The sequence below is a fragment of the uncultured Piscinibacter sp. genome, from assembly GCF_937952055.1.
GTDB lineage: Bacteria > Pseudomonadota > Gammaproteobacteria > Burkholderiales > Burkholderiaceae_C > Piscinibacter.
On the sequence record NZ_CALFYO010000020.1, the window covers coordinates 23,586 to 38,349 of the forward strand.

Genomic DNA, 14,764 nt, shown 5'->3' on the forward strand with positions numbered 1-14,764 from the left:
GAGGCCTCCCGACGATCAGCCGGAGACGGCAGTGGTGCGGCGCCGTCTCGACTCGGGTCGCAGCAGGCTGCGCACCCGGCTGCGGCGCTGCGCGGCGGTCGCCGAGATGCCTTCGATCTCCGACTCCGACACCGCGCCGCCTTGTACGGCCTGCACCGCATCGCCGGCGCTGTAGCGCGGCGGCCAGTGGTTCAACGTGGCGCGGCGCAGCAGCGCCATGCCGCCGACCGGCGAGAAGCTGCGCTCGAACACATGCGTCACGTTGTGCCGGTTGACGCGCTCGGTGATGACGAGCGTCGAGCAGCGCGTGCCGTAAAGCTGATCGGGCGATCGGATGAAGGCCGGTGCCAGCATGCGCTCCTTGTCGAGCCCGACGCCGGTGTCGGGCAGGTCGGCGTCGTCCGGCACGCGGCGGTCGGCCAAGGCATCGAACAGGCGATTGGCGAGTTCGTCCACCGAGCGGGACTGGACGATCGCATCACGGGTGCGCGACTTCAGTGCCGTCACCTTGGGCCAAGGCGTGTCGAGCCCGGCATTGGACAGGCCGTACACGCCCCGTTCGAGGCGCTGGGGGTGAGCGCCGGTGTTGCTCGCCCAATAGCACTCACCGAGCGAGAAGTCGGCGGCGATCAGGTTGAACCCGTTGTAGCCCGCCAGCACGGTTCGCATCCAGAACTGGTCGACGCGCTCGCGGGCAGCCAGCCAGTCCGCCACGATGCGGCCGCGCGATGGCGCCGCCGGGTCGTTGCGTGCAGGATCGCGCACGTTGGTGAGCAGGCCGAGGCGACCCTCGGCCGTCAGGCCCAGCCAGGTACCGCCGGCATCGAGGTCACGGCCACCGAGGATGGGCGTCGCACCAGGCCCCCTCGTCCACCAAGCCAGGCGCGCCGCCGGCCGCGCGAAGTACTCGTCGCGGTTGGCCGCCACCACCAGCGGGAAGCGGCGGTCCTCGTCGAGGGCCAGCGTCAGGAGGCACATGGGATGAACACCTCGGTGTGTCGGTCGCCCTCGATCAACCCTGTCAGGCAGGCGGCGTGCGTTTCGATCTGCTGCTGGAGGCTGTCGTCGAGGGCGAGGCCGGAAGTCATGGTGTCCGAAGAGTAGGTTTCCATCCAGGTCAGCAGGCCCTGCTTCACCTCGGGACGTCGCAGCAACCGCGCCACCAGCCCGGGGTGTTCCAGGCGCAACCGGGCCTGGAACCCGCGCACCTTGGCCCGCACTGCATCGGCGTGGTCCGCGTGCGATCGATAGTAGATGAACAGCTCGCGCACCGGCACTCCGACGATCGTTCGGGGTTCGAGCCCGTGAAGTTTTGCCGTGCCGTCTGCCGCGCGGGCGCTCAGGCCGCGGCCGCCGATTCCAGGGGCACGGCGTAGGGCAGATCGCGGCGTTCCAGGCGCGGCCCGTCGGCGGCGGCCAGGTGCAGCGAGCCGCCTTCCAGCGCGGCCAGCTTCACCTCGGCGAGCACACGGCTCCCGCCGCCGGGCGAGGGCGCCGCATTGGCCACCAGGCCCGCCGGCTGGCCGGGGTCGGCACTGTGGAACAGCTCCTGACCCGCCTGCGCCGCCGCGGCCACGTCGAAGAGGAACAAGCGCCGCTTGATGGTGCCGCGGTACTGACTGCGAGCAACGACCTCCTGGCCCGGATAGCAGCCCTTCTTGAAGTCGACCCCGCCGATCAATTCGAAGTTGACCATCTGCGGCACGAACTGGTCGGCGGTCGCCGCCTCCACGGTCGGCACGCCGCTGCTCACCTCCAGCCAGCGCCAGGCATCGAGGGCGATGGCGGGCAGCCCCTGCGGGGCTGGGCCGACCAGCATGGCTCGCTTCACGCCCAGCACGTCCGGCAGACGCAGCACCGTGCCGGCAGGGGCGTCGCGCCGCTCCCAGACGACGGCGTCGCCGAGCAGCGCGGCCGCCGCATCGCCCGCCAGTCCGTGCAAGGGCAGCTCCGCGCTCGCGTCGCTCAGCTTGCACTGAGCGCGCAGCACGAACATGGCCAAGCGCTTGAGCGTCGGCGCGAGCAGGTCGGCCGAGCAGGCAAGCAGGATCTCGTCGGGCCCACCCTGCCAGGCGACGAAACTCGCCTGCAGCCGCCCCTTGGCGGAGCAGAAGCCGGCCAGCACGGCACGTCCGCCATCGAGGTGCAGCATGTCGTTGGTCAGCTGGCCGTGCAGGAAGCTTGCGGCATCGGCGCCGCGAGCACGAATCACGCCGAGGTGCAGCAGCGCCACGACACCGTTGGTTGCGAAGTCGGTATGCATGTGCCGATTATCATCAGCCGCCATGAGATGCATCGCACAGGGGTCTCGCGGCATGCGCCGCACGAGCCGTCACCTTCAATGAAGTGGTTGTCGCGCCTGCTCCTGCTGGCGTCGCTGGCCGGACTCGCGGCAGCCAGCGGCGCGGCCTGGTGGCTGCACCAACCCCTGAAGCTCGCCGGCGAGAGCGTCGAACTCTCCATCGAACAGGGCGAATTGCCGCGCGATATCGCGCAGGGATGGGTGAAGGCCGGCGTGCAGGCGCCGCCGTGGGCGCTGTACCAGTGGTTCCGCTGGTCGGGCAAGGCCAAGCGCATCCGCGCCGGCAGCTACGAGATCGGCCCCGGCACCACGCCGGTCGCGCTGCTCGACAAGATGGTGCGCGGCGACGAAACCCTGGCCACCGTACGCCTGATCGAAGGCTGGACGTTCCGCCAGTTCCGTGCCGAACTGGCGCGCGCCGAAGCGCTGAAGCCGACCACGGCCGGCATGTCCGACGAGCAACTCATGGCAGCGCTCGGCACACCCGGCCAGTGGCCGGAAGGACGCTTCTACCCGGACACCTACGCCTACAGCAAGGGCAGCGCCGACCTCGCCGTGCTCAAGCGCGCACACCGCGCCATGCAGCAGCGCGTCGAGGAGGCCTGGGCCGCGCGCGCACCGGGCCTGCCGCTGCGCACGCCCGACGAAGCGCTCATCCTCGCCTCCATCGTCGAGAAGGAGACCGGGGCCGAAGCGGAGCGCTCGCGCGTGGCCGCGGTGTTCGCCAACCGCCTGCGCATCGGCATGCCGTTGCAGACCGACCCGACGGTGATCTACGGGCTCGGCGAGGCCTTCGACGGCAACCTGCGCAAGCGAGACCTGCAGGCCGACACACCGTACAACACCTACACGCGACCGGGCTTGCCGCCGACGCCTATCGCCATGCCCGGTGCGGCGTCACTGCGCGCGGCGGTACAGCCGGCGGCGTCGAAGGCGCTCTACTTCGTCGCCCGCGGCGATGGCACGAGCGAGTTCAGCGAGACGCTGGCCGAGCATAATCGGGCGGTCAACAAGTACCAGCGCGGCCGCTAGCGCCTGCCTCCCACGCCCGTGAGCGGCCGATTCATCACCTTCGAGGGCATCGACGGCGCCGGTAAGTCCACGCACATCGCCGAGCTCGTCGAGCACCTGCGACGGCGCGGCGCCGAAGTCGTCTGCACGCGCGAGCCCGGCGGCACGGAACTCGCCGAGCGGCTGCGCGAACTCGTGCTGCACCAGCCCATGGATGCGCTCACCGAGGCGCTGCTCGTCTTCGCGGCGCGCCGCGACCATGTGCAGCAGCTCGTCGCGCCGGCGCTGGCGCGCGGAGCCACGGTCGTGTGCGACCGGTTCACCGATGCAACCTTTGCGTACCAGGGCGGCGGGCGCGGCTTCGACGTCGCGGTACTGACGCAACTCGAAGCGTTGGTGCACGGCACCCTGCAGCCGGACCTGACCTTCTGGCTCGACCTCCCCGCCGCGACCGCAGCCAGGCGGCGCGCGCAAGCGCGCGCCGCTGATCGCTTCGAGAGCGAGGACCTCGCCTTCTTCGAACGCGTGAGGGCAGGCTACGCAGCGCGCATGGCGCAGGCGCCGCAGCGCTTCGCGCGCATCGACTCCGCACTCGAACGCGGTGAGGTGTGGCGACAGATCCAGGCCGAACTGGAGCGGCGCGCATGGTAGGGGCGGACGGTGAGCTCCCGCTGCCCTGGCTCTTCGCCTGGCTCGAGCAGGCGCTGCGCACCCAGCGCGGCCATGCGATCCTGATCCACGGCCCGCAGGGCATCGGCCAGTGGCAGCTGTCCCTCACGCTCGCCCAGGCGTGGTTGTGCGAGTCATCGGCGCGGGGGCGCCTACCTTGCGGCAGCTGCGCCTCGTGCCGGCTGGTGCAGGCACGCTCCCACCCCGATCTGCTCGTGCTGCTGCCCGAGGCGCTGCAAGGCCCGCTGGGCTGGAGCTCTGCGGAAGGCGAGGGCGACGCGCCCGAGTCGGGCAGCAAGAGCAAGCAGCCCAGCAAGGAGATCCGGGTCGATGCCGTGCGCAGCGCGGTCGCCTTCGCGCAGACCACGCCGGCGCGCGATGCGGGCAAGGTGGTCGTGCTGCATCCGGCCGAGCGCATGAACGGCATTGCCGCCAACGCGCTGCTGAAGACACTCGAGGAGCCCGCCGGCACGGCGCGATTCATCCTGAGCAGCGCTGCGCCCGAGGCGCTGCTGCCGACGATCCGCAGTCGCTGCCAGGCGCTGGCCCTGTCGCTGCCCGACCCCGCGCAGGCCGTCGTCTGGCTGGCCGCGCAGGGTGTGGCCTCGCCCGAGGTGGTGCTGGCAGCCGCTGGAGGCCAGCCACTCGATGCGCTCGACTGGGTGGGCGAGGGGCTGGATGCGCGACTGTGGACGCAGCTGCCCGCATTGGTACAGCGCGGCGACGCGTCGCCGCTGGCCGGATGGCCCCTCGTACGCGCCGTCGACGCGCTGCAGAAACTCTGCCACGACGCGCTCTGCGCCAGCGTGGGCGCCGAGCCGCGCTTCTTTCCGAGGAGCGTGGTGCCGGATCGCGTGGGCACGGCGGCGCTCGTCGCCTGGTCCCGCGAGCTGAACCGGGCTGCGCGACAGGCCGAACACCCGCTGAATGCCGGGCTGATGATCGAGGCGCTCGTCTCGCGGGCCCGACAGGCGCTGACGGCGGAGCAGGGCGGCGGGCCCGGTTCACGTCTTGTTTCGGTACACTCAGCCGCATGAGCGAAGCCAGCGGACGAAGCATGCTCCCCGGTACGCCGGCCACGGCCGCTGCCGCACGGCCGAGCGTCATCCAGCTGGTGTTTCGCGAGAAGGGTGCGCTCTACGCGGCCTACATGCCGGTGTTCTCCGACGGCGGGCTGTTCGTGCCCACCACGCGCGAGTACCGCCTCGGCGAGGACATCTACCTGCTGCTGTCGCTGCCCGACGATCCGCAGCGCTACCCGGTCGCCGGCAAGGTCGGCTGGATCACGCCGGCCAATGCCTCGGGCGGGCGCACGCAAGGCGTCGGCGTACGTTTCCCCACCGACGAGAAGACGCGCCTGCTCAAGGCGAAGATCGAAGAGCTCCTCGGCACATCGATCTCCTCGGCCAAGCCGACGCAAACGATCTGAGGTTCACGCCTCGCTCCGGCCGGAAGCTCCGGCCACCCATGCCTTGCCTTGCCATGTTCGTCGACTCGCATTGCCATCTGAGCTTTCCCGAGCTCGCCGCGCGGATCACCGAGATCCGTGACGAGATGGCCGCCGCGTCGGTCGACAAGGCGCTGTGCATCTGCACGACGCTGGAGGAGTTCGATCAGGTGCACGCGCTGGCAACGCGTTTCGACAACTTCTGGTGCAGTGCCGGCGTACATCCGGACAACGAGGGTGTTCGCGAGCCGCACGTCGAGGACTTGGTGGCCATGGCAGGGCGGCCGCGCGTGGTGGCCATCGGCGAGACGGGCCTGGACTACTACCGCCTGCATGGACGCGACGTGACCGAAATGGAGTGGCAGCGTGAGCGGTTCCGCGTTCACATCCGTGCGGCGCGCGTCACGCGTCTGCCCCTCGTGATCCACACGCGCAGCGCCTCGCAGGACACGCTGCGCGTCCTGCGCGAGGAAGGCGGGCAGGCGGCCGGGGGAGTTTTTCATTGCTTCACCGAGACGATGCAGGTGGCCCGCGAAGCGCTCGACCTGGGCTTCTACATCTCCTTTTCCGGCATCCTGACCTTCAGGAATGCCGCCGAACTGCAGGCGGTGGCGCGCTACGTGCCGATCGACCGCTGCCTGATAGAGACCGACAGCCCCTACCTCGCCCCCGTACCGTTCCGCGGCAAGACCAACACGCCAGCACGGGTGCCGCATGTGGCGGCGAAACTCGCCGCCCTGAAGGAGATGCCGCTGGAGGAAGTTGCAGCAGCGACCAGCAAGAACTTCGAAGCGCTCTTCAGGACCTCACATTTCACTTGAAATATTGTCAGTAAGTAATTATCAAACAACAACTTTGACGGTCATTGCGGATCGGACAATGATGAGATTCTGGTTGAAGATAGTGATGTACATCATTATCGGAATTGGATTTTCTTCAACTCGCGCTGGTTCCTACGAGGCCTTCTTTCAGGCCGTCATCAGGGACGACATCGGCACCCTGCGGAGCCTGCTCGCACAGGGCATGGATCCGAACAGCCGTGATCCAAAGGGCTATCCCGCGCTGGCGCTGGCGGTGCGGCGCGAGTCTCCTCGGGCGTTCGCCATGCTGCTTGCCCATCCGGACACCGACGTGAATGCACTCAACTCCGCAGGCGAAAGTGCTTTGATGCTCGCGGCGATCGCCGGCGACCTGGAAACCTGCGATCGGTTGTTGGCACGTGGGGCGAACGTGCAGCAGCCGGGCTGGTCGCCGATTCACTACGCCGCCAGCGGCCCGGGCACCAAGATCGTCGAACGGCTGCTCGACCGTGGCGCCGCGGTCGACGCCGAGGCGCCGAACGGCACCACGCCGCTCATGCTCGCCGCCCAGCATGCGCCGGAGGCCACCGTGAGCCTGTTGCTGCAGCACGGCGCCGACACCCGCCGGCGCAATCAGCGCGGCTTGCAGGCAATCGACTTTGCCGAGCTGGGCGGCCGCGAGTGGCTGGTCGAACGTTTCGAGAAGTTGCCACGCTAGTTTCCCGGCAACAGTTCACGACGGATCGGCCGTGTCGGATTTCTTCCTACACGGGGAATGGCGCAACGACGACTTCCCACCCTCGGACCGAGGCCTAGAGTGCCTTTCATCCCAGTGCACTCATGCCGGAGGTCCTCGATGCAGTCCGCACAACCCGTCGTCAATCCGTTTGCGCTCCTGCTGAATCCCGCGGCGGTCGTCGCTGAAATGGAGCGCTCCGAACGATTGAACCGTCTTTCAAGCCGCATTTGCAGACCCCTGGACAAGCCACAGCCCGCCGCGCCGACCGATGGGAGCCGAGTGGACGATGCGGGTCCAGCGCGCCACAGGCCGGAACTCGACCGGCTTCCATAAAGCGCTCTAATGTATATTATGTAAACTACTGGCGACATCTGGCCAGGACGATGGCTCGCTGAGTGTCGATACCCGCTTACCTCGCCAACGCTCCTAGGTCAGGCTGCTAACGACTACAACATGAAACTGCCAACGGCGCGTTGGCGGACATTGAGGAGCCACGTGTTCGACGACGCACGGTTCGTCTCATCAACCGAACCCGGTCGCAGACCTTCCCGAACCTAGGCCCGCCAGCTTTGCCGTGTACAAGGGACGCCACGCGCCCTAGTTTGGTGAACTCGTCGAGTGCAGCCTGTACCGCAGCCGGACTCTGGAGCGACGACAGACCCCTTGCCATGTCGCACCTACTTGGCAGTGGCCACGGGCGTGTCGGGCGTGGTCTGGTTGGTGCATTGTGGCCGCATGGGTCCTGAGTCCGCTTGGGCGTCGAGTCCCCAGCGGGGTCCTTCCCGGCGTTCGAGGCCAACTTGGAGGCTACGGCCTCGTTGAGGTCCACACCCAGCACCGCGGAGACCCACGTGTTGCGCTCCCTCTCATGCCGAAGGTCAGGGCCAAAGATGATGCCGACATAGTCGAACTCGAAGCCCTGCAAGGTCTTCAACCCCTCCCCGGTCACACCTGCGACAACCCTGGCGGCCCGCCAGCCTTTTAGCGAGGAGAGCTGACGCCCGCAAATGAGCGTAGCGCCCGCACAACTGCGGGTCCAAGGGCCTCGACGAAGGCAGAATCTCACGTTTGGTTACGGCGCACCTTGCGGTTTGAATGCGCCGCCGCAACAGGAGAAGAAACCTTTGGGATTCTTTCGCACGGTATGGCAATGGCTCTTAGCTCCCGGCAACCAGTCGTCGGACCACGACGACGACATCCAGAAGATTGATGTTGCCAAGCTCGCCAAGGAGCTCAACCTCGCCGCGGAGGGCAAGCGCTTGGGCGAAGCGGGCCTGCCGCCTCCGGAGGCGACGACGCTGTACGGGCCGGAGTCCGCCTGCGTCCAGAGAGTCGAGCAAGCCAGGCAGGGCTATGTCACCTGGGCCCAAAGGAGGCTCAACATCCTGAGCCGCGACCTGGGGCACTCGGACGTCACCTCCGAGGTCAACCGGGCACTGCAGGCCCACCAGGAGTTTGAGCGCGAAGCCAGCAGCGTGCTCAACCGCCACGAGGGCGTGCTGGCCAGGCTGTCCGAGCAGGCGCGCCAGAAAGGGCGGGAGTTGCAGGATTTCAAGGCACGGCATCGCCTGACCCGAGATGCGGACTACCCGGACTCCACCGGTCGCTTTAAGCGCATCGGGTTTCTGGGGTTGTTGCTGCTCGTCGAGGCAGGCCTGAACACGAAGTTCTTCGCCGAAGGGCTGGACCTGGGGCTTCTGGGCGGTGCGATAGAGGCGTTGACTGCCGCATTCTTCAACGTCGTCATCGCGTTCGTGTTGGGCTGGCTTGTCGTCCGGTTCGTCTTCCACTCGTCGGTGGCGTTCAAGTGCCTCGGCGTCCTCGGCTCTGCTTGCGCCGTGGGCGTGATGGTCTTCGTTGGCCTGTTCATTTCCCACTACCGCGGAGCTGTCCAGTCCGAATCAGCACGGGCATGGGAAGTGGCCGGCTCGGCTCTGTGGGACAGTCCACTTGCCTTGCAAGGGTCCGCCTGGGGACTGTTCGCCGTCAGCATCACGTTTGCCATCTTCGCGCTGCTGGATGGCATCTCGTTCGATGACCTTCACCCCCACTACGGCGCGTACAGCCGCAGAGCCCGGACCGCCGAAGACGACCATCAAGACGAGATGGACGCCGTGCGAGAGGAGCTCGAGGAGCTCAAGCAAGAGCAGCTGCAGGCCCTGGACCGCACGCTCGAGCGTGCGCAGTCGTCCATTGCGGTCTTTGAGTCGACGATTCGCGACAAGCACTCCGCGGGCAATCGACTGGCCACTCTCATGGCCGATGCCGACAACTCGCTTGAGGCACTGCTGCAGACGTTTCGCGCGGAGAACGAGTTGGCACGCAATGGCGTGCCTCGCCCGGCCTACTTCGACACCTACCCCAAGCTGCGGGAGCTGCCCCTGCCCAATTTCGACACGACGGCCGACGAGCAGTCGCTGGCTATGCAGAAGGCGCTCGTGCGCAGGCTCGTCGAGGGGGCCGAGCAACTACGGGGAAACATCCAGACCGCCTTCAACAAGCAGTTCGACGGCGAGAGCCCGTTGGCCACCCACTTTCCTGGTAAGGAGGCCGCCTGATGGCTCACCTGGGTCGCCGCGCCGCCGCCCGGCGCCGCAACAACATCATTTGGGGCATCGTTGCCTTTGTGGCCCTCTTCGGAGCGGTCGCAGCCCTCATCTACGCCCAGCGCCAGGCGCCGGCGAAGTTGAACCCAAACACGCTGTGTCCGCCCGGTGGCCCGCAGGGTCACATCGTCTTGCTGGTAGACCGTACCGACCCGCTGAACTTCACCCAGAAGAAGGCATTCTCCGAGCTGATGCACGAGGTCATCGAGCGGCGCACGCCGGCCGGCCACCTACTGTCGGTGTACGTCCTGGGGGAGGACTTCAAGGAGACCGCTGAGCCTCTCATCGAGATGTGCAACCCAGGCACGGGGGAAGACTCGCGCTTCCTGGACGGCAACCCGGAGAAGGAGAAAAGGCGATACGAGCAACGCTTCCTGAAGCCGCTGGCGGAGCAAGCCGAGGCCCTGGTGAGCTCCACCGCAGCCAAGTACTCGCCCATCTTCGAGATGCTCCAGATGGTCAGCATCAACTCGTTTCGCAAACACGGCGTCCAGGGCGAGCGCCGGCTCCTCATCGTGTCCGACATGCTGCACAACACCCCACAGGCGTCGATGTTCCGAGGCTCGCTCGACTACGGGACATTTGCTGCCAGCGAATACGGCCACAAGATGACGCTGGAGATGCAAGGCGTGAAAGTCGAGCTGAACTACCTACTGCACAGCCCGAAGCTGCAGACCATGCAGAACGTCAATTTCTGGGAGAAGCACTTCGACAAAGCCGGCGCCCGCGTCGTGGAAGTGCGTCGCATCGAAGGTTGAACCGATGAACTTCAGAATCCAGCGCCTCTTTGTTGTTGCCATTGGGCTGAAGGTCATCTCTGCAGGCATCGGCTGGTTCGTCGAGGCCAACCTGCTCAAGTGGGCCTTCTCCTTCGTCTTCCCGATGGTTGTGATGGGCCTGTACGTGGTCCTGGGCCTCAAGAGACGAGACACGGACGTCTCCGACGAGAAGTTCGCCGACAGCTGCTACTACCTGGGCTTCATCTTCACCATCTCGGCCATCATCTTCAGCCTGTTCGACCTGCCGAACATCGGCACGAAGATGCAGGACATCGCGGTGCGCTTCGGCGCCGCCATGGTCAGCACGGTCGTTGGCCTGTGCGTGCGCGTGTACCTGGTGAGCTTCCGCAAGGACGCGGCCGACGCCATCAAGGAAGCTGAGGACGGCATCGTCGACGCCTCCCACCGGCTGCGCGAACAGATGGTTCTGGCCAACGAGCGGCTGCGCGACTTCCACTCCGCAGTCGACGTTGCCACCAAGGAAACCGTCGAGCGCGTGCGCCAGCAGCTGGAGACGCTCGCCCAGCAACAGGGCAACAACCTGCAGGCGTTCTTCGAGCAGCTCACTGAGGACAACCAGGCGGCGTTGACGCAGACCCTCGAGCAGGTCAGGGCCGCCACGCAGCACTTGTCGACCTCGGTGGACGGCTATGCGCAAGGCATGCGAGCGAACCTGGAGAGCATCGAGACGAAGGTGACGGCGTTCGCGGACGCGGTGACGCAGAGGCTGCGCAACACGACCTTCCCCGACGACTTCTTCGTCCAGCGGCTGCAAGGCCCGCTGCAGCACGTGCACGACGGGACGGAGGCTCTGTCCCGCCACGTGCAAGAGGTGGCGTCTTCCGTCCAGCAGACCTCTCGCGACGTCAACGCAGCGCTCAACTCGATTGGGCGCAAGACTGAGCAGGTCGACGGCGCACTGGACCACGTGCTTCACCTGACGAAGCAGCAACAGGCCGTGCTCGATGCCAGCGAAGGGCAGCTGCAGGCGCTGCAACGCGTCGAGGAGACGCTTGGGCGTTTCGACGGCCTCCTGGCCGAGGTCATCGCACAGCTGAAGACCACGTCCGGCGCGTCATCCGAAGTGGTGGCTCGGGTCTCGCAGCTCGTCGACGAGACAACTGCAGCACGCAAGAGCCTGAAGGAGTCCCTGGACGGCATCACGGCCGGGCTGGCCGCGCAGACTAGGGTTGGCGAACAGACCACACAGCAGCTGTCCGCCGCAGCAAAAACAGCCGAAGCGGCCGCATCTCAGCTGCGCACCAGCGGCGAGAAGCAGCAGGGCGTGTCTGAGCAACAAGCAGCCGCTACCCGCGAACTCGTCGCGCTGGCCTCGGCCGGACGAGACCAGGCAGCCTGGCTGCACCGGCTCGGTGAGGGTGCCAATGCCGCGCTCACGAAGGTCGAAGCTGGCGTTCGCGAGCTGAGTACTGCAGCCGCTTCCCTGCGAGTGTCGCTGGCGTCCCCGCCCACTCTCCCGCTTGCGCCCTCCCCTGTGCTTGTGCCCGCCCCTGTGCTTGCGCCCGCCGTGAGCAACGGGCACTCTGTCTTCGTGCCCGAGGCAGCGTCCAGGTCAGTCCCACCGCCGCGGCCTGATGAGCTGGCTCTCGTGCCAAAGGCTCTGGGTGGATTGCCGCATCAGGAAGGCCCGGCAACGCATCCCGCGCCGTTGCCCCCGGCGAACAATAGCGGCGCGGCTGAGCCGCGTTGAGCGCAGTGGCCACGGAGCGCGTCGTAGGTCGAAGGAACGACCAGGTCTTTCAGCTCTCGCTGACCGAAATCGCCTTCACCATCATCTTCATCCTGCTCCTGCTGCTGGGCTACCTCATCGTCAAGGAGCAGGCCGCGCGGCAAGCCGCGGAAGCGGCCCTCGCCGAGGCCGGTGGCGCAGCTCGTGCAGCCGCGGCCCTGGCGGGGGCCAAGACCGAGCTGGAGACCGCCCTCAAGGCGGGCGGAGCCAAGGACCCTGAGGCCCTCATCAACAGGGTGATTGACGCGGACCGGGAGCGGGAACAACGAGAGACCCTCGCCAAGAAGGTCGCGGACCTCGAGGCTGAGCTCACGGCGCTGACGGCGCTGAAGAGCCTCCTGGAAGGCACCGGAGAGGCTGCCCGCATGCAGGTCGCGAAGGACGAGGTCATCACAGCCTTGACGCTGCTGAAGGCCGTGCGCGACGAGCTGCAGAAAGAGCCTGAGCTCCCAGCTGAGTCGCCAGTGAGCCCGGCATCCGCCGCGACTGCTCCCCGCGCTCCAGCGCCAGGCGCGGTTGCCGGTCAGGGAGGTGCCTCAGGCACCAAGCCCTCGACCAAGGTCGCCGAGCGGCAACCCACCACCCCTCAAAAGCCACCACCCGACGCCCGTGCCGCGGCAGACAGGGTACGGCAGGCGTTGAAGACCGATGCGGCATTCCGAGAGCACGCCAAGAAGCATCTGAACGTGAGGGTCAAGCCGGGCGAGGAAGGTCAGGCGGTCGAGCAGGTGGTCCAGGCCGCCAAGGTCGCGGCGTCGCTCGGAGGACGCAACATCGACGCTTTGCAGAAGGAGGTCGACGGCCTCCGGGGCCAGGTGGCGTTCCTGAAGAATCGGCTGGATGCCAACGGAGGACGTGACTGGCCGCCTTGCTGGGCCGACCAAAACGGAAAAGTCCAGTTCCTGCTCAACGTTGAACTGCGCAGCGACACCGTCACTCTGACCAAGGCTTGGCCGCCCGAACGAGAGGCCGACGCGCGCGCTCTGCCGGACATCGACTCACTGCTGGCGACTCCGTTGTCGCACTCTGACTTTCAGTCGCGCGTGCAAGGCATCTTCGACTGGAGCAAGCGCCAGGACCCGCAGTGCCGGCACTACGTGTATCTGCGCAACTTCATCCCCGACGCTGTTCAGTCGGACCGAGCCCGCCTGATGGTCGAAGGCTACTTCTACAAGTCCGAGGCCCGGCGCTAGGTATACGCATGCGAACGCACGCCACCCGGTTGGGCCACGTCACGGCGTGGCTGGCTCGTATCTTCGGCTTGGCACTGCTCCTTGCCGCTGGCCCGTGCATTGCCGACATGCTCGAGGGCCGTGTGGTCGCCATCCAGGACGGCGACACGCTCACCGTCCTGGATTCGTCGAAGACTCAGCGCCGGGTCCGACTGGCAGGCATCGACGCTCCGGAGAAGGGGCAGCCTTGGGGCAATCACTCGAAAGAAGGGCTCTCCTCGCTAGCGTATGGAAAGCAGGTTGAGGTCCAGTGGCACAAGCGAGACCGATACGGCCGCATGGTCGGAAAGGTTCTCGTGGAAGGCTGCGATGTGAACCTGGCGCAGGTATCTTCCGGGCTGGCCTGGCACTACGCCGAATACGCCCGCGAGCAGTCGCCAGACGACCGGCAGCGGTATGCAGCTGCGCAGGAGACGGCCAGACAGCGCCGCCTCGGCCTTTGGGCAGACCGGGAACCCATCCCGCCCTGGGACTTCAGGCGCGCTCGGAGAACGTTCAACCGGTCGCGGTAGCACCGACGCACCGTGCGTTCAACCCAGCACGAGCGTAGAACGTAGCTCCGAGGCGCCGCAGGTCTGCAAACCGCAGTTTCGGCAGGCCGGCCTTCTCCCGCACGCGCTGCCAGGCCATCTTGACCGCTTTCTCCGACATCGAGAACACCCGCCCAGTGCCGTTGTCCGGGATGTGCCGCAGCAACGTGACGGCGCATCTGGACAGCGGTAGGGGCACCTCGGCCCCCTTGGCCCATACATGGGCCTCACGGGCCTCGAGGTCAACGTTTGACCACGCCAGCTTCGGCAAAGACCCGCGTCGTATGGTGCTGGTCAGCGCCAGTTCGACCATCGGCCAGAACTGCGGGTTGTCGCACTCGGCCAGGGCTCGGACCAGACGGTTCGCTTCATCGTCGGTCAGGCGAACGAATCGCCTTCTGGACCGGCCAAGCGTGATGCCGAATACCGGATTGACGAACCCGGACCAGCCCCACTCCCGGATGGCGACGTTGAAGGCAGCCTTCAGCAGCGCCATCTCCTTCAGAACCGTGCTCTCGCTCAGCTCCTCGGCGCGCATCGTCGACGCCAGCTCAAGCAGTCTAGCGGTCGTCAGCTGGGCTCAATGGGTGGCGCCGATGTCACGCACCAAGCGGTAGGTGCCGGCGCGTCGGGACCGCCGGGCCTCGAGATACCTTGTCCAGCCCTTCGGATTACCACTGCCGACGGGTCGGCTCAGCGGCTTGTGTATCGCCCGGCCGTTCTCGGTATCCCGCCGCAGCGGTTGCAGCCCGGCACCCTGGACGTAGTGATTGATTCGGACCAATTCCGCGTCACAGCCCGGCTTCACCAACCAGTTCGTTCGTCGCCCACGCCAAATTCTCCCGCCGGACAGCCATGCTGCCTCCCATTCTTGCTAGCTGAATGTTCCGTTATGCGCA

16 protein-coding genes are annotated in these 14,764 nt (G+C 66.8%); 11 read left to right on the top strand and 5 right to left on the bottom strand.

The genetic code is table 11. The features are described 5' to 3' along the window. Nucleotides 1–15: 15 nt before the first annotated feature. The 3 genes from Q0599_RS10965 to Q0599_RS10975 all read right to left on the bottom strand — a co-directional run bounded on the left by Q0599_RS10965 (nt 16) and on the right by Q0599_RS10975 (nt 2,263). The gene (locus Q0599_RS10965) at nt 16–978 is read right to left on the bottom strand and encodes an NRDE family protein (protein WP_298829401.1); all 963 of its coding nucleotides are present in this window, start codon (nt 976–978) and stop codon (nt 16–18) included. After that, complete coding sequence (locus tag Q0599_RS10970) at nt 966–1,271, bottom strand: DUF4936 family protein (protein WP_298829402.1); 306 nt, start codon at nt 1,269–1,271, stop codon at nt 966–968. The genes Q0599_RS10965 and Q0599_RS10970 overlap by 13 nt, the downstream gene beginning before the upstream one ends. Nucleotides 1,272–1,339: 68 nt before the next feature. Continuing rightward, the gene (locus tag Q0599_RS10975) at nt 1,340–2,263 is read right to left on the bottom strand and encodes a folate-binding protein (RefSeq protein WP_298829403.1); all 924 of its coding nucleotides are present in this window, start codon (nt 2,261–2,263) and stop codon (nt 1,340–1,342) included. Nucleotides 2,264–2,341: 78 nt separating this feature from the next. Between Q0599_RS10975 and mltG the strand changes: the two genes are divergently transcribed. From mltG to Q0599_RS11005, 6 genes are all read left to right on the top strand, one after another. Continuing rightward, the gene (gene mltG, locus Q0599_RS10980; RefSeq protein WP_298829404.1) at nt 2,342–3,334 is read left to right on the top strand and encodes an endolytic transglycosylase MltG; all 993 of its coding nucleotides are present in this window, start codon (nt 2,342–2,344) and stop codon (nt 3,332–3,334) included. Nucleotides 3,335–3,352: 18 nt separating this feature from the next. Beyond that, on the top strand, nt 3,353–3,964 hold the full coding sequence (tmk, locus tag Q0599_RS10985) for a dTMP kinase (RefSeq protein WP_367180930.1): 612 nt from the start codon (nt 3,353–3,355) through the stop codon (nt 3,962–3,964). Then, nucleotides 3,958–5,019, top strand: coding sequence for a DNA polymerase III subunit delta' (gene holB, locus Q0599_RS10990; protein WP_298829405.1), 1,062 nt, complete (start codon nt 3,958–3,960; stop codon nt 5,017–5,019). The genes tmk and holB overlap by 7 nt, the downstream gene beginning before the upstream one ends. Further along, nucleotides 5,016–5,411, top strand: coding sequence for a PilZ domain-containing protein (locus tag Q0599_RS10995; RefSeq protein WP_298829406.1), 396 nt, complete (start codon nt 5,016–5,018; stop codon nt 5,409–5,411). Before holB ends, Q0599_RS10995 begins: the two co-directional genes overlap by 4 nt. A 53-nt stretch (nt 5,412–5,464) precedes the next feature. Next, complete coding sequence (locus Q0599_RS11000; RefSeq protein WP_298830432.1) at nt 5,465–6,250, top strand: TatD family hydrolase; 786 nt, start codon at nt 5,465–5,467, stop codon at nt 6,248–6,250. A gap of 85 nt (nt 6,251–6,335) precedes the next feature. Beyond that, nucleotides 6,336–6,947: an ankyrin repeat domain-containing protein gene (locus Q0599_RS11005; protein ID WP_298829407.1), complete on the top strand. Its 612-nt coding sequence runs from the start codon at nt 6,336–6,338 to the stop codon at nt 6,945–6,947. Nucleotides 6,948–7,407: 460 nt separating this feature from the next. Here Q0599_RS11005 and Q0599_RS26170 read toward each other — a convergent pair whose 3' ends face one another. Continuing rightward, nucleotides 7,408–8,034 carry a DNA/RNA helicase domain-containing protein gene (locus Q0599_RS26170; protein ID WP_367180931.1) on the bottom strand — a complete coding sequence of 209 codons (627 nt, stop codon included), beginning with the start codon at nt 8,032–8,034 and terminating at the stop codon, nt 7,408–7,410. Here Q0599_RS26170 and Q0599_RS11010 point away from each other — a divergent pair. Genes Q0599_RS11010 through Q0599_RS11030 form a run of 5 tightly spaced genes read left to right on the top strand, consistent with a single transcriptional unit; the run spans nt 7,976 to nt 13,847 of the window. Further along, nucleotides 7,976–9,526, top strand: coding sequence for a hypothetical protein (locus Q0599_RS11010; RefSeq protein ID WP_298829409.1), 1,551 nt, complete (start codon nt 7,976–7,978; stop codon nt 9,524–9,526). The genes Q0599_RS26170 and Q0599_RS11010 overlap by 59 nt on opposite strands. Next, complete coding sequence (locus Q0599_RS11015; protein WP_298829411.1) at nt 9,526–10,332, top strand: hypothetical protein; 807 nt, start codon at nt 9,526–9,528, stop codon at nt 10,330–10,332. Before Q0599_RS11010 ends, Q0599_RS11015 begins: the two co-directional genes overlap by 1 nt. Nucleotides 10,333–10,336: 4 nt before the next feature. After that, on the top strand, nt 10,337–12,064 hold the full coding sequence (locus Q0599_RS11020) for a hypothetical protein (protein WP_298829413.1): 1,728 nt from the start codon (nt 10,337–10,339) through the stop codon (nt 12,062–12,064). Then, nucleotides 12,061–13,296 (top strand): hypothetical protein, encoded by a 1,236-nt coding sequence (locus Q0599_RS11025; RefSeq protein ID WP_298829416.1) that lies wholly within the window; start codon nt 12,061–12,063, stop codon nt 13,294–13,296. Before Q0599_RS11020 ends, Q0599_RS11025 begins: the two co-directional genes overlap by 4 nt. 8 nt (nt 13,297–13,304) lie before the next feature. Then, a complete protein-coding gene (locus Q0599_RS11030; RefSeq protein ID WP_298829417.1) occupies nt 13,305–13,847 on the top strand; it encodes a thermonuclease family protein in 543 nt (180 codons plus the stop codon). Here the strand turns inward: Q0599_RS11030 and xerC are convergent. Further along, nucleotides 13,831–14,403: a tyrosine-type recombinase/integrase gene (gene xerC / locus Q0599_RS11035; RefSeq protein ID WP_298829418.1), complete on the bottom strand. Its 573-nt coding sequence runs from the start codon at nt 14,401–14,403 to the stop codon at nt 13,831–13,833. The genes Q0599_RS11030 and xerC overlap by 17 nt on opposite strands. Nucleotides 14,404–14,764 lie beyond the last annotated feature (361 nt).

What these genes read in the sequence shown, in the direction of transcription:
- Q0599_RS10965 (WP_298829401.1), bottom strand. Translation starts at nt 978, where the DNA reads ATGTGCCTCCTGACGCTGGCCCTCGACGAGGACCGCCGCTTCCCGCTG.
- Q0599_RS10975 (WP_298829403.1), bottom strand. Translation starts at nt 2,263, where the DNA reads ATGCATACCGACTTCGCAACCAACGGTGTCGTGGCGCTGCTGCACCTC.
- mltG (WP_298829404.1), top strand. Translation starts at nt 2,342, where the DNA reads ATGAAGTGGTTGTCGCGCCTGCTCCTGCTGGCGTCGCTGGCCGGACTC.
- holB (WP_298829405.1), top strand. Translation starts at nt 3,958, where the DNA reads ATGGTAGGGGCGGACGGTGAGCTCCCGCTGCCCTGGCTCTTCGCCTGG.
- Q0599_RS10995 (WP_298829406.1), top strand. Translation starts at nt 5,016, where the DNA reads ATGAGCGAAGCCAGCGGACGAAGCATGCTCCCCGGTACGCCGGCCACG.
- Q0599_RS11000 (WP_298830432.1), top strand. Translation starts at nt 5,465, where the DNA reads ATGTTCGTCGACTCGCATTGCCATCTGAGCTTTCCCGAGCTCGCCGCG.
- Q0599_RS11005 (WP_298829407.1), top strand. Translation starts at nt 6,336, where the DNA reads ATGTACATCATTATCGGAATTGGATTTTCTTCAACTCGCGCTGGTTCC.
- Q0599_RS11010 (WP_298829409.1), top strand. Translation starts at nt 7,976, where the DNA reads ATGAGCGTAGCGCCCGCACAACTGCGGGTCCAAGGGCCTCGACGAAGG.
- Q0599_RS11015 (WP_298829411.1), top strand. Translation starts at nt 9,526, where the DNA reads ATGGCTCACCTGGGTCGCCGCGCCGCCGCCCGGCGCCGCAACAACATC.
- Q0599_RS11020 (WP_298829413.1), top strand. Translation starts at nt 10,337, where the DNA reads ATGAACTTCAGAATCCAGCGCCTCTTTGTTGTTGCCATTGGGCTGAAG.
- Q0599_RS11030 (WP_298829417.1), top strand. Translation starts at nt 13,305, where the DNA reads ATGCGAACGCACGCCACCCGGTTGGGCCACGTCACGGCGTGGCTGGCT.
- xerC (WP_298829418.1), bottom strand. Translation starts at nt 14,403, where the DNA reads ATGCGCGCCGAGGAGCTGAGCGAGAGCACGGTTCTGAAGGAGATGGCG.